Annotated in this window: 11 protein-coding genes; 4 read left to right on the plus strand and 7 right to left on the minus strand. The window is 64.5% G+C overall.

Annotated features, from left to right (window positions below):
- Positions 1 to 40 precede the first annotated feature (40 nt).
- Positions 41 to 1,777: an adenylate/guanylate cyclase domain-containing protein gene (locus tag P0R31_RS03500; RefSeq protein ID WP_275512869.1), complete on the minus strand. Its 1,737-nt coding sequence runs from the start codon at positions 1,775 to 1,777 to the stop codon at positions 41 to 43.
- Positions 1,778 to 2,093: 316 nt separating this feature from the next.
- Here P0R31_RS03500 and P0R31_RS03505 point away from each other — a divergent pair, with 316 nt between their 5' ends.
- Positions 2,094 to 4,283: a lytic transglycosylase domain-containing protein gene (locus P0R31_RS03505; protein WP_275512870.1), complete on the plus strand. Its 2,190-nt coding sequence runs from the start codon at positions 2,094 to 2,096 to the stop codon at positions 4,281 to 4,283.
- A gap of 75 nt (positions 4,284 to 4,358) precedes the next feature.
- Here the strand turns inward: P0R31_RS03505 and P0R31_RS03510 are convergent, their stop codons facing one another.
- Genes P0R31_RS03510 through P0R31_RS03520 form a run of 3 tightly spaced genes read right to left on the minus strand, consistent with a single transcriptional unit; the run spans position 4,359 to position 5,295 of the window.
- Positions 4,359 to 4,721: a hypothetical protein gene (locus tag P0R31_RS03510; protein WP_275512871.1), complete on the minus strand. Its 363-nt coding sequence runs from the start codon at positions 4,719 to 4,721 to the stop codon at positions 4,359 to 4,361.
- Positions 4,718 to 4,906, minus strand: coding sequence for a hypothetical protein (locus P0R31_RS03515; RefSeq protein WP_275512872.1), 189 nt, complete (start codon positions 4,904 to 4,906; stop codon positions 4,718 to 4,720). Before P0R31_RS03515 ends, P0R31_RS03510 begins: the two co-directional genes overlap by 4 nt.
- Positions 4,903 to 5,295 carry a hypothetical protein gene (locus tag P0R31_RS03520; RefSeq protein ID WP_275512873.1) on the minus strand — a complete coding sequence of 131 codons (393 nt, stop codon included), beginning with the start codon at positions 5,293 to 5,295 and terminating at the stop codon, positions 4,903 to 4,905. Before P0R31_RS03520 ends, P0R31_RS03515 begins: the two co-directional genes overlap by 4 nt.
- Positions 5,296 to 5,934: 639 nt before the next feature.
- On the opposite strand from P0R31_RS03520, the gene P0R31_RS03525 reads away from it, so the two are divergent.
- From P0R31_RS03525 to P0R31_RS03535, 3 genes are all read left to right on the plus strand, one after another.
- On the plus strand, positions 5,935 to 7,920 hold the full coding sequence (locus P0R31_RS03525) for a PAS domain S-box protein (RefSeq protein ID WP_275512874.1): 1,986 nt from the start codon (positions 5,935 to 5,937) through the stop codon (positions 7,918 to 7,920).
- Positions 7,917 to 8,588 (plus strand): response regulator transcription factor, encoded by a 672-nt coding sequence (locus tag P0R31_RS03530; RefSeq protein ID WP_271537795.1) that lies wholly within the window; start codon positions 7,917 to 7,919, stop codon positions 8,586 to 8,588. Before P0R31_RS03525 ends, P0R31_RS03530 begins: the two co-directional genes overlap by 4 nt.
- Positions 8,589 to 8,684: 96 nt before the next feature.
- Positions 8,685 to 9,071: a response regulator transcription factor gene (locus P0R31_RS03535; RefSeq protein ID WP_275512875.1), complete on the plus strand. Its 387-nt coding sequence runs from the start codon at positions 8,685 to 8,687 to the stop codon at positions 9,069 to 9,071.
- A 35-nt stretch (positions 9,072 to 9,106) separates the two neighbouring features.
- On the opposite strand, the gene P0R31_RS03540 is transcribed toward P0R31_RS03535, so the two are convergent.
- The 3 genes from P0R31_RS03540 to lpdA all read right to left on the minus strand — a co-directional run bounded on the left by P0R31_RS03540 (position 9,107) and on the right by lpdA (position 12,953).
- Positions 9,107 to 10,078 carry a tripartite tricarboxylate transporter substrate binding protein BugD gene (locus P0R31_RS03540; protein ID WP_275512876.1) on the minus strand — a complete coding sequence of 324 codons (972 nt, stop codon included), beginning with the start codon at positions 10,076 to 10,078 and terminating at the stop codon, positions 9,107 to 9,109.
- 81 nt (positions 10,079 to 10,159) lie between these two features.
- Positions 10,160 to 11,401, minus strand: a complete 1,242-nt coding sequence (locus P0R31_RS03545) for a threonine synthase (RefSeq protein ID WP_275512877.1) — start codon at positions 11,399 to 11,401, stop codon at positions 10,160 to 10,162.
- A 130-nt stretch (positions 11,402 to 11,531) separates the two neighbouring features.
- Positions 11,532 to 12,953 (minus strand): dihydrolipoyl dehydrogenase, encoded by a 1,422-nt coding sequence (lpdA, locus tag P0R31_RS03550; RefSeq protein ID WP_275512878.1) that lies wholly within the window; start codon positions 12,951 to 12,953, stop codon positions 11,532 to 11,534.
- Between the last annotated feature and the right edge of the window lie 7 nt (positions 12,954 to 12,960).

Consider the following 12,960-nt stretch of genomic DNA (forward strand, 5'->3'; position numbering starts at 1 on the left):
CTTTTTTTCCGGCGCGGCGTGCCCGACCGCAAAGGCACGGCTATTTCTGCTCCAGCCGCCAGACGCCGTCCCAATCGGGATCCGGCGGATTGGCCGCAAATTGAGCGATGCGGCCGAGCATCGTGCGCGAGGGGCCGTCGCCGGGGACCGCCTCGAGCGCCGCGTTGAAGGCGGCGCGGGCCTCGTCGAAGCGCCGCGCACGATAGGCGGCGAGACCATCGGCATAATGCGTGCGCAAGCTCACTTGCGCATCGCTGAGCGCGCCCGGTCTGGCCATCAGCTCGAAGATCGCCTGCGGCGCGCTTTGGCCCGCGACCGCCAGACGATCGATCTCGCGCAATTCCAGGCGCGATCCGATCCCGTCCGCGGTCGCCTGCGAGATCAGGATGCGGGTGCCGTAGACCTTGTTGACGGCCTCCAGCCGCGAGGCAAGATTCACGGCATCGCCCATCACGGTGAAGCTCATCATCAGCTCGGAACCGATACTGCCGGTCAGGACCTCGCCCGTGGCGATGCCGACGCGAAGATCGCACGGCGCCGGCATGGCGCGGATGCCGAGCAGGTCCGGCAGCTGCTTCTGCAGCGCGGGCACCTGATCGGTCATCTCGACGGCGGCGAGCCCTGCGAGCAGACCCTGCTCATCCTCCTCGATGAAGGGCGGCCCCCAATAGGACATGATGGCGTCGCCGATATATTTGTCGATGATCCCGCGATTGTTCCTGATGGGAGCGGACATCACGGTGAAGTAGTGGTTCATCACCTTGACGAGGCCACGCGGCGTCATGCCCTCGCTCATCGAGGTGAAGCCGCTCATGTCGCAGAACAAGATGGTCATCACCCGGCGCTCACCGTCGATGGCGACCTCCGGCCGGTCGATCAGGCCCTGCACCACCTTCGGGTCGATGTAACGGCCGAAGGTCTCGCGAATGCGCTCGTTGTGCCTGAGCTGCTCGATCATGCGGTTGAAGGCGGCAGCGAGCTCGCCGATCTCGTCCTGTGTCGAGACGGTGATGGGCTTGTCGAACCGGCCCGCCTCGACTTCGCGGGCGCCGGCCAGCAGCAGGCGCACCGGTCGCGTGATGCCGCTACTCACCAGCAGCGCAAACACGAAGCCGACGATCGCCGCGAGCAGGGTTACGACCCCCGAGACGATGATCGCCTGGTGCTGGCGGCCGATCACCTGAGACGTCGAGAAATAGACCTGCGCCAGCATGTCGGCGCGGATCGCATCGACCTTCCGGTTGAACGCATCGCGCAGCGTGTCGAGGTGTTCCAGCGTGCCGCGGGCCGCGGCCATATCCTTGGCCTCGACCTGCTTGAGCAGTTTCGCATTGCCCTCGTCCAGATCGCGCCGCAGCTCGGTGACGGAGCTTTCGATCCGGACGTCGAGCCGTGCCAGCGCGGCGTTGTCGGAATACGTCTTGGGGTCGTCGATGATCGCGTTGATAAGCTTGCGAGCGGCCTCGGCTTCCCGCTCGAAATTGCGGTCCAACGCCTCGAAGTCGCGAAGCCGCGCCGCGTAGGCCTCCTCGTCCGACGGCGCCTCCATCCTGGTCATCACCATCCGCCGCTGCGCCAGCGCCCGTTCCAGCGAGCGGATGTTCGCGCGCGCCAGATGGCTATAGGCCGGGATGTAGCGGTTGGTCAGCTCGTCGAGCAAAATGCCGACCTGGCTGGACATCACCATCGACAGGATCGAGGTGACCAGCATCAGGACGATCAATCCGAGCGCGATGCCGACGATCTTGCGCCGGATCGACTGGTTGAAAATCGGCATAGGTACAGGGCAAAGGCTGAAAGGATGACGAGAGGGAACTCATACACCGGATTTCGCCGAGGGAACACGTGCAATCTGGCCGTTCTGGCGTCCTGTACCGTGCGCAATCGTCGCGCGAAGCCTGATCGTTAACGAAGGTTGAAGCCGCTGTCTCTTCCGTCTTTCGGAAGTTCCCCAGTTCCCATCCGTATTTTGCCGCATTGTTGCGACAGCTTGAGGATGCGACACGATGCCGACGCATCGTTCGGTGCTCTGATTCGCAAGCCGCATGTCGCGGACCTTGGTTTGTAGTGGTTTTCGCAGGGGGGACCATCCAATGAACCAGTGCCTACGCTCGCTCGCGTGTGTCGTTGCCGTGGCCGCCATGGCCCTCCTTCCCACCGAGCTGGCGGCGAAGAGCAACCAAAAATCATCCGCACCGAAGAAGACGCATGAGGCGAAAGCGGGCAAGCACCGCCACGCCGCCGCCGGCAAAGCGCGACACGGCAAGCACGCCGAGGCCAAGCGCAAATCGAAGAAGGCGGTCGAGCAGCCCGCGGCCAAGCCGGCGCTGCCGCCGCTGACCGGCGATCTCGCCGCGCTGAAGGACGCCATCGACCTGACGCGCAAGGGCAAGACCGAAGACGCGAGCGCTGCGCGCGACCGCATCACGGATCCTGCCGGACAGAAGCTCGCCGACTGGTTCATGCTGCGCCATCCCGACAGTATCGCGAATTTCAAGCGCTACGCCGCCTTCCTCGCCGCCAATCCCGGTTGGCCGAGCAGCGCCCTGTTCCGCCGCCGTGCCGAGGCACGGCTGTGGCAGGAGAAGGCCGACGCGGCCATCGTGCACAAGTTCACGATGGATCGCCCGACCAGCGCCAAGGGCAAGTTCGCACTCGCGCGCGTCCTGCTCGCCGAAGGCGAGACCGACAGGGCTGCGCGGCTGGTCCGGGAAACCTGGCGCGCGGAGGAACTGTCCGAGCGGAGCGAAGATGACTCCTACCAGGCCTTCCGTGATCTGCTCACGGCGGACGATCATCGCGCCCGCATGGACAAGCGTCTCGGCGCCAAGGACTATGACGGCGCAAGGCGCGCGGCCAAACGGCTCGGCGAGGATGCGCTCGCCATCGTCAAGGCCTGCGCCGCCGTCACCGGCAAGGCCAACAAGGCCAAGGACTATCTCGAGGACGTGTCGGCAGAAGCACGCCGCGATCTCGGCTATGTGCTGTGCCGCGCGCAGTGGCATCTTCAGAACGACCGCATCGACGACGCCGCTGAGGTGATCCTCGCCGCCGCGCCCGAGACCATGGCGGCCCAGGACACCGACGCCTGGTGGCGCGAGCGCCGCATGCTGGCGCGCAAGCTGCTCGACCAGGGCAAGTCCAGGACCGCCTATGACGTGGTCCGCACGGCCGCGGTGCCGGACAAGGAAGTCTATCGCGTCGACTATCACTTCATGTGCGGCTGGATCGCGCTACGCTATCTCGACGATCCCAAGACGGCGATGGTGCATTTCGCCTCGATCGACGCTGGCTCGTCCAATCCGATCGCTCTGTCGCGGGCGCATTACTGGCGCGGCCGCGCGGCCGAAGCCATGGGCGCGACAGCCGACGCGCGCATGAGCTACCGGGCGGCAGCGCGCTATCACACCGCCTATTACGGCCAGCTCGCTCGCGCCAAGCTCGGCCTCGACGGCATCGAGCTGCGTCCGCCCTCGCCGGTGCTGGCCTCGGCCGATGCGCAGCTTGCGGACGAGCGCGTGCGCGCCGCCGACATGCTCTACGGCATCGGCGAGCGCGACATGGTGTTCTATTACGCCGAGGATTTCGCCAAAGAGAGCACCGACGTCGCCGCGCTGGAAGCGCTCGGCGAGCTTGCGGGCCGGCGCAACGACGCGCGCGTGATGCTGGAGGTCGGCAAGACCGCGCTGGCGCGCGGGCTCGCGCTCGACCATTACGCCTTCCCGACCATCGGCATCCCCGAGCACAAGCAGGTCGCACCGGCGATCGAGACCAGCGTGATCTATTCGGTGGCACGCACCGAGAGCTCGTTCGAGCAGCGCGACAAGTCGCATGCCAACGCGGTCGGGCTGATGCAGGTGACGCCGGAAGCGGGACGCGACACCGCCAGGCGCTTCGGCCTGACTTACGACTGGGACAGGATGGTCTCCGACCCCGTCTACAATACGCAGATGGGCGCCGCCGAGCTCAGCGCGCTGTTCACGGAATATCGCGGTAACCAGATCATGACCTTCGCCGGATACAATGCCGGCCGCGGCCGCGTGCGCGAATGGGTCCAAAAGCGCGGCGACCCCCGGAACCCCAATGTCGATCCGGTCGATTGGGTCGAGCGCATTCCGCTGTCGGAAACGCGCAACTACGTCCAGCGCGTGATCGAGAACGTGCTGGTCTACCGCGCAAGGTTCGAGGGCAGCAGCATGATTGCCGGCAAGAGCGACCAGCGCGTGGTGACGCACGAGGCCAGCGCAACGGAGCCAGCGGGGGCCGCAGCACCCATTCCCTGATCGACGCCGCCGGGGCTGGACGCGGCGCCTGCAAGGATACGGTGCTGCGGCTTCTACGCGAGTGCAGTCGCGCAGCTAGGTGTCACCTCCTTCCATCGTGATCGGGTCGCGACTGTCCAAATATGCGCCGGTCAAAGCTCTCGCGAAGGTCCAGGCGGTGATCGTGCAGCTCCAGCACCAGACAGCACTCATCACCGTCAACGTCTCGATCATGCTGCCAGCGGCGAGCTCGACCTTGCCGGCAATCGATTCCGTCCGTCCAGGCACCGGCCAGTGCATGAACAGCGTGGAGAATTCGCCGCGTCGGTAACAATGGTCGTCACAGTAACGGCGCTGCGTCCGCGCGTGCCGGACGTAGCCGGAGCGGAGCGACCGCGAGCATGTGCTGCACGCGGCCGCGTGCAACGGCGGCTCGTGATTGACCACCACGAATTTCATGAAACCGCTCTCACGCCATCTTTCGCGAGCGTCTCGCAGAACAGCGCGTAGCACTGATGATCGCAGTAAGGCAGACGGGTCGCGATCTCGCGCAAATAGCTGCCGCTGATCGGCTCGCAGCACTGCATGCACGAGGTCTGCCGGAACGGGGTCCGGCCGTTGACCAGCACGAACGCGAATCTCATGTGGCACCTCCCAAAGCGAAGCAGTAAACGCTGTCGAGCGGAGACAGTGCAGGCGGTGGAGCGCACAGATGGTTCCGTCCGTCCGGATTATCCCTGTTTCGCTCCACCTTTTGCGGTGGGATCAGAATGTATCTCCCGTCCTCCCGGCGCCGCGCATAGATCTGGCCGTCGATGTACTTGATGTCGGTCGGATAACAGTCGGCGCTGTTGCAACAACTGAGGCTCGGGTTATCAGGCATATGCCAGGTGGAATAGAACTTGTCGTGCAGCGCCTGGTCCTGGGGTGGGTGCTGGCGATGAACGGCACCGTGTCCCGTCTCCTGTGCCTGGCCGGCCGCGATGGGGGCGATGAGAACGATCCAGCAGAACAGCTTGCATGAGCGGTTCAACGCACGGCCTCCCGGATCAACTCTCCAATCCAGCCTTATGCGACCTGGGCCCGAAACAACCACCGGCGGTCGCGTTCGCTTCGCGTGCGGAAACGATCAACGCACTTCTTGGAGCAGAGCGCCGTGCGCCAGGAATAGTAGCGGATCAGGCCAAACTTGCCGCCGCACACCGCACAGCCATTGACTGAGGAGCAACTTTCGGACGCCGATAGGCGACGCTCAGGAAGTACCGACATATCGCACATTGTTGTCTCCCTCTGTTGCTTGCGCTTTTCTCGACTGTTCGCTTCGACTCTCCCGATGGTCGAGAGGCTAGTCCGCCGGGCACGAAACGCTCAATTGTACGGAGGTAAAATGGCCGACATGACTAGGCATGGAGGAGCTATACCTAGGTTTGTCCCGTATTCGCCCGGGCCCACCCTGCTCGAGTTCAACGAGACGGCGCACGACGCACCGGCTGCACGGTCACCGTGAACCTCGGCCGGCACGGTGTCCTTCAGGCGCCCCAATGGACCTGGCGGTGAGCGGACGGTCCAAAGGCGAACGTCATGACGGCCGACCCGACTTTGGCTGGAATTGCTCCTCTCGCCGCAACGTGCTCTACTCCTGTTCACGCAGAGAGTGCCGGGAGCGTCAGCGATGAAGCCTGGCCGGGCAGCGACGTTCGGAAAGTCAGCCGCGCAATTCCTCGTCGGCTGCCTGAGGCAAACTGTTCCCGCCAAGCAGCGCACCGATGCCAATGCCGCCGACTTGCTCGAGGCGGTCAAGCAATGGCAGCAGGTCTTCGAGCACACGCCGGTCATGTACTTCATGGTCGATCCGGCCGGTACCGTGATCAACGTGAACACATTCGGCGCCGAGCAACTGGGCTACACGCCGGCGGAGTTGATCGGCCGATCCGTGCTGGATGTCTTCCTCGCGGAAGATCGCGCCACCGTCCGCGCCTGTGTCGCGTTGTGCCTCAAGACCCTTGATCAGTCACACACCTGGGAGATCCGGAAGGTTCGCAAGGACGGCTCGATGTTATGGGTGCGCGAGAACGCCAAGGCCATGCTGCGAGCCAATGGCGGGCCGATCGTGCTGGTCGCCTGCGAGAACATCACCGAACGCAAGGAGGCAGAGAACGCGCTGCGACAGAGCGAGGCTTACCTCGCCCAGGCGCAGGAATTGAGCCACACAGGTAGTTTCGGCTGGAAGGCCGCAACCCGCGAGATCACCTGGTCCAGGGAGACCTATCGCATCTTCGAATGCGAAGAGGGGACGAAGCCCGCGATCCCCTTCATGCTCCAGCGGATCCATCCGGAGGACCGGCTCGCCGTGCAGCAGACCACGGGCCGGGCGGCGCGCGAGGGCAAGGACTATGATCACGAATACCGGCTGGTAATGCCCGACGGTTCCATCAAACACGTCCGAGCGGTGGCACGGGCAACGCGAGATGCGAGCGGTCGGGTAGAGTTCGTCGGATCGGTCAGCGACGTCACGGCGACCAAGGAGGCCGAACGCAGGCTCCGTGACAGCGAGCAGCGCTTTCGCGATTATGCCGAAACTGCGTCTGACTGGTTCTGGGAAACCGGGCCGGACCACCGGGTCACCCAGATATCCGAGCACTCCGATACCAACACCGCCCCCGCCGGCCTAATCGGGCTCACGCGTTGGGACATTGCGCCCGACGCCGCTCTCGAGCCCGAAAAATGGCGACAACATCGAGCGGCGCTCGACGCCCACGTCCCGTTCCGCGACCTGGTGTATCGCAGCAAGGACCGCAATGGGCAGCCGATCTACGTCCGGACCAGCGGCAAGCCCTTTTTCGACGCGGATGGCGCTTTCCTGGGCTACCGTGGCGTTTGCACGGACGTAACCGCCGCCATCCGGGCCAACCAAGCCGAAGACGCGCTGCGCAAGGCCCAGGCCGAGCTCGCTCATGTGACACGTGTCACGACACTGGGTGAGCTGACCGCTTCGATCGCGCACGAAATCAATCAGCCGCTCGCCGCAGTGATCGCAAACGCGGACGCCTGCCTCGCCTGGCTGCAGCGCAGTCCGCCGGATCTCAAAGCGGCCCGCCGCTCCGTCGAGTGGATCATCGAGGACGGCAGGCGCGCCGGCGACGTGATCCGTCACGTTCGGGCGCTCGCCAAGCGGTCTGACATCGAGATGGTTCCGCTCGACGCCAATGCGGTCGTGCGGGAGGCCGTCGCGCTGGTTCAGCGCGAGATGGCCAGCCACGCCGTGTCCGTCCGCATGGAGCTGTCCTCGGCGCTGCCGAAGATCTTTGGCGATCGCATCCAATTGCAGCAGGTCCTGATCAACCTGATCATGAACGGGATCGAGGCCATGGCAGACGTCCACGATCGCCCGCGCGAGCTGGCGATCCGCTCGCAGGCGAGCGGCGATGGCGCGATGCAGGTGAGCGTTTCCGACTGCGGAACCGGCATCAGCGAACAGGCGATAGACCGCCTGTTCACGCCGTTCTTCACCACGAAGTCCTCCGGCATGGGCATGGGCCTGTCGATCTGTCGATCGATCATCGAGGCCCATGGCGGGCGACTTTCCGCCATACCAAATCAGGAGCGCGGCGCGACTTTTCAGATCGCCTTGCCCCTCCACCGAGAGGAAGCATCGTGACCGAGCGCGCGGACTCTTCGCCGCCGCAGAAGGACGGCGATCAGCCCCTTGTCCTCATCGTCGACGACGACGCGTCCATGCGCCGTGCGCTCACCAATCTGTTCGAGTCGGTCGGTCTCAAGGTCGAAGCATTCGGCTCGGCGCCGCAGCTCCTCCAGGCCAAGCCGCCAGACGTCCCGAGCTGCCTGGTGCTCGACATCCGACTGCCCGGAACGAGCGGCCTCGAGCTGCAGGCCGACCTTGCCAAGGCAAATATCCACACGCCTATCATCTTCATTACCGGTCATGGCGATATCCCCATGACGGTTCGGGCCATGAAGAGCGGGGCGATCGACTTCTTGACCAAGCCGGTCCGCGATCAAGACATTCTCGACGCAGTCCAGGCCGCGATCGAGCGAGACCGCAAGCGCCGCGACCTCAACCGGACGGTCTCGACGGTCAGATCACGCTTCGAGTCACTGTCCTCGCGGGAGCGAGACGTATTGTCACTGGTGACGTCCGGCCTGATGAACAAGCAGGTCGCCGCGCAGCTCGGATTGGCCGAAATCACCGTCAAGATCTACCGCGGCCAGATCATGCGGAAGATGGGCGCGAAGTCGCTGGCCGATCTGGTGAGAATGAGCGAGGCGCTCGGGATTGGCCCGAACAAGCCCGATGCACAAACCTAAGTATGAGTTTCCAATCGTGACAAGCAGGTCCACCTTGCGCCTTTATGTTCTAGCCGTGGCGACGGCAAGCGTAATTCCCGGCGAGGAGCGGACGTCTTGTCAGTGGCTTCGGTCATCTCGGTGCTTGACGACGACCCCTACGTTCGGGCCGCGATCAACAACCTCCTGGAATCGCGCGGATACAACGTCCACACATTCGCCTCGGCGGAAGAGTTCCTGAGCTCGACCGATTCGAGCGACACCTCGTGCGTGATCGCCGACGTGCAGATGCCGCTGATGAGCGGAATCGATCTGTTGACGAAGATGCGGTCGCAGGGTTCGGCTACACCATTCATATTCATCACAGCTTTCCCGGATGAGGGCGTGCGTGTACGGGCGCTCGATGCGGGCGCAATCTGTTTTCTCGGTAAGCCGTTCGCCGCCTCGGATCTGATGCAATGCCTGGACCGTGCGCTGGCACCAGGTCACCAAACCTCGTCGTGAGCGCCCCGCCGCCAGCAAACGCGGCGGTGACCGGTTCAATCCACCTTGATATTGGCGGCCTTGATGATCGGCCACCATTTGGCGATCTCGGCCCTTTGTCGCGTGCCGAGCGCTTCGGGCGTGAGCTGATCCTTGGGCGTCATCTCGAGACCCTGGCTTTCGAGCTGCTTCCTCACCGCCGGATCGTTCAGCGCTTCCACGGCCGCGGCGTTGAGCTTTGCGACGATCTCCTTCGGCGTGCCTTTCGGTACCCACATGCCCGACCACAGCGTCATGTTGAAGCCTTTCAGGCCCGCCTCGTCCGCGGTTGGGATCTCGGGCGCGGAGGCGAGGCGCTTGTCGTCGGTGACCGCGTAGGCGCGGATGGTGCCGGCGCGGACCTGACTGATGGAGTTGGAGGTCTGGTCGACCATGATGTCAATCTGGCCGGCGATGAGATCGTTCAATGCCGGCGCAGTGCCGCGATACGGCACGTATTGCAGCTTGATGCCGGAAACGCTCTCGAAATAGACGCCGGCGACGTGACTACCGGAGCCTGCGCCGGCCGTGCCGGCGGTCGGCGGCGACGGCCGCGACTTCAGCCAGTCGATCAGCTCCTTCAGCGAGGTCGCCGGCACCGCATTCTTGCTGACCACGATCATCGGGTTGCTCGGCAGCAGCACTACCGGCTCGAGATCGGCAACGAGGTCGAATTTGAGCTTGTAGACGGCGCCGTTGGCGACGTGGGTGCCGAGATGGCCGAACGAGATGGTGTAGCCGTCCGGCGGCGATTGCACGGCACGGCCGACACCGATGGAGCCGCCTGCTCCGGTGACGTTCTCGACCACGACCGGCTGGCCGAGCGGCACCCGCATTCGCTCGGCGAGCACCCGCGCCATTGCGTCCGAAGGACCACCCGCCGCGAACGGCACGATGATGGTGATGGGACGCGAGGGAAAATCGTCGGCGCGGGCCGCGCCGGCAAGAGCGAGAACAGCAATCAACGCAGCCCAGACGGCCTTCTTCATTGTCTTCTCCCCAGCGATGTCGATATTGTTCTTGCTCTTCCCGCGTACGGGAAGAGGGATCATTCGTCGCGTATTGCCGCGCTAGAACTGCGAATAGTCGATCGGCTTGTGGCGATCGAGCGCGCGGTTGACCGGCGGCAGCGGATATTTCAGGCCGGTCGCGCAGTTGAACAGCATGACGCGATCGGTCTTGCTGACGCGGCCGTCGGCGAGGCTTTCCTTGTAGGCGGCGTAAGTCGCGGCGCCCTCGGGGCAGAGCAGCAGCCCCTCCTCGCGCGCGACCTCGCTCAACGCCGCCGAGATCTTGTCGTCGTCGACCGCGATGGCAAAGCCCTTGCTCTCGCGCACCGCGCGCAGGATCAGGAAATCGCCGATCGCTTGCGGCACGCGGATGCCCGAGGCGATGGTGTGGGCGTCCTCCCAGCGCGTCGCATGCTCGGTCCCGGCCTCATAGGCGCGCACCATCGGCGCGCAGCCCGAGGCCTGCACCGCGACCATGCGTGGGCGCTTTGAGCCGATGAAGCCGATCTTCTCGAGCTCGTCGAAGGCCTTCCACATGCCGATCAGGCCGGTGCCGCCGCCGGTCGGATAGAAGATCACGTCCGGCACGTCCCAGCCGAGCTGCTCGGCGAGCTCAAGGCCCATCGTCTTCTTGCCCTCGATGCGATACGGCTCCTTCAAGGTCGAGGTGTCGAACCAGCCGACTTTCGCCTTGCCCTCGCCGACGATCTTGCCGCAATCGTCGATATAGCCGTTGACGCGGTAGACGGTCGCGCCCTGCAGCTCGATCTCGCTGACGTTCACCTCGGGCGTATCGGCCGGACAGAAGATCGTGGTCTTGATGCCGCAGGACGTCGCATAGGCCGCGAGCGCAGCACCCGCATTGCCGTTGGTCGGCATCGCCATATGCTTGATGCCGAGCGCCTTGCCCATCGACACCGCCATCACGAGGCCGCGCGCCTTGAACGAGCCGGTCGGCAGCCGTCCCTCGTCCTTGACGATGATCTCGCCGCCGCCGAGTTTTGCGCCGAGCTTCGGCAGCCGGATCAGGGGCGTCGTGACTTCGCCGAGCGAGACGATGTCCTGGCATTTGCGCACGGGCAAGAGTTCGCGGTAGCGCCACATGTCGCCGGGACGCTGGGCGAGCGCATCCTTGGTCAGCGCCTTCTTCACGCCCGCGAGGTCGTAGCGCACCAGAAGCGGCTTGCCGGCCTTGGAGAGGTTGTGAACCTCGTCGGCCGCGTAATGATCGCCCTCCATCGCGCATTCGAGATGGGTGACGAAGGTCGGGCGTTCGATGGTGAGATTGTCGTTGTCGTGCATGGCTCGATTCTTTCTTCTTCCTTGTTGCCAGTTTCCTGCCTCCGTCATTGCCGGGCTTGACCCGGCAATCCATCCCTTGAAGAGCGCTTCGCTGGATGGATGCGCGGGTCAAGCCCGCGCATGACGGCTGTCAAATGTTCAGCACCCGTCCATAGGCATCCAGCACGGCTTCCTTCATCATCTCCGACAGGGTCGGATGCGGGAACACCGTGTGCATCAGCTCTTCTTCCGTCGTCTCCAGGTTCATGGCGACGACGTAGCCCTGGATCAGCTCGGTCACTTCCGCGCCGACCATGTGGGCGCCGAGAAGCTGACCGGTCTTCTTGTCGAAGATCACCTTGACCAAGCCCTGGTCCTCGCCGAGCGCGATCGCCTTGCCGTTGCCGACGAAGGGGAAGCGGCCGACGCGAATCTCGCGGCCGCTCTCCTTGGCCTTTGCTTCGGTGAGGCCGACGGAGGCGACCTGCGGCTGGCAATAGGTGCAGCCCGGGATCATGTTCTTGTCGAGGGGATGCGGATTGAGGCCCTTGATCGCCTCGACGCAGATCACGCCCTCATGCTCGGCCTTGTGCGCCAGCATCGGTGGGCCGGCGACATCGCCGATCGCATAGATGCCGGGGACGTTGGTCTTGCCGTAGCCGTCGACCACGATGATGCCGCGGTCGGTTTTGACACCGACTTTTTCCAGGCCGAGATTCTCGATGTTGCCGACGACGCCGACCGCCGAGATCACGCGCTCGAACTCTGATGTGACGGGCTTGCCCTTGCCGTCGTCGATGGTGGCGAGGACGCTGTCGGCCTTCTTCTCCAGCTTCGTGACCTTGGTCGAGGACATGATCTTGATGCCCTGCTTCTCCAGGCGCTTGCGGGCGAGGCCCGCGATCTCGGCGTCCTCGACGGGCAGGATCTGCGGCAGCACCTCCACCACGGTCACGTCGCTTCCCATGGTGTGGAAGAACGAGGCGAACTCGATGCCGATCGCGCCGGAGCCGACCACCAGCAGCGACTTCGGCATCCGCTCCGGCACCATCGCCTCGAAATAGGTCCAGACCAGCTTCTTGTCGGGCTCGAGGCCGGGCAGCACGCGCGGCCGCGCGCCGGTGGCGACGATGATGTGCTTGGCCTGATAGGCCCCCTCGCCCAGCGCACCCTTCGGGCCCTCGACGTCGGACTTCTTCACCGTGACCTTGCCGGGCGCATCGATGGAGGCTGCGCCCCAGATCACGCTGACCTTGTTCTTCTTCATCAGGAAGCCGACGCCGTCGTTCAGCCGCTTGGAGACGCCGCGCGAGCGCTGCACCACGGCCTTGGGATCGAACGACACCTTCTCCGCCGACAGGCCGTAGTCCTTGGCGTGCTGCATGTAGTGATAGATCTCGGCCGAACGCAGCAGCGCCTTGGTCGGAATGCAGCCCCAGTTCAGGCAGATGCCGCCGAGATAGGATCTTTCGACGATCGCCGTCTTGAAGCCGAGCTGCGCGGCGCGGATGGCGGTGACATAGCCGCCGGGGCCGGAGCCGATGATGATGACGTCGAAGGATGTGTCGGCCATAGCGGCT

This window comes from Bradyrhizobium yuanmingense (genome assembly GCF_029167105.1).
In the GTDB taxonomy this organism is placed as follows: domain Bacteria; phylum Pseudomonadota; class Alphaproteobacteria; order Rhizobiales; family Xanthobacteraceae; genus Bradyrhizobium; species Bradyrhizobium yuanmingense_A.

What these genes read in the sequence shown, in the direction of transcription:
- P0R31_RS03500 (WP_275512869.1), bottom strand. Translation starts at nt 1,777, where the DNA reads ATGCCGATTTTCAACCAGTCGATCCGGCGCAAGATCGTCGGCATCGCG.
- P0R31_RS03505 (WP_275512870.1), top strand. Translation starts at nt 2,094, where the DNA reads ATGAACCAGTGCCTACGCTCGCTCGCGTGTGTCGTTGCCGTGGCCGCC.
- P0R31_RS03510 (WP_275512871.1), bottom strand. Translation starts at nt 4,721, where the DNA reads ATGAAATTCGTGGTGGTCAATCACGAGCCGCCGTTGCACGCGGCCGCG.
- P0R31_RS03515 (WP_275512872.1), bottom strand. Translation starts at nt 4,906, where the DNA reads ATGAGATTCGCGTTCGTGCTGGTCAACGGCCGGACCCCGTTCCGGCAG.
- P0R31_RS03525 (WP_275512874.1), top strand. Translation starts at nt 5,935, where the DNA reads ATGAAGCCTGGCCGGGCAGCGACGTTCGGAAAGTCAGCCGCGCAATTC.
- P0R31_RS03540 (WP_275512876.1), bottom strand. Translation starts at nt 10,078, where the DNA reads ATGAAGAAGGCCGTCTGGGCTGCGTTGATTGCTGTTCTCGCTCTTGCC.
- P0R31_RS03545 (WP_275512877.1), bottom strand. Translation starts at nt 11,401, where the DNA reads ATGCACGACAACGACAATCTCACCATCGAACGCCCGACCTTCGTCACC.
- lpdA (WP_275512878.1), bottom strand. Translation starts at nt 12,953, where the DNA reads ATGGCCGACACATCCTTCGACGTCATCATCATCGGCTCCGGCCCCGGC.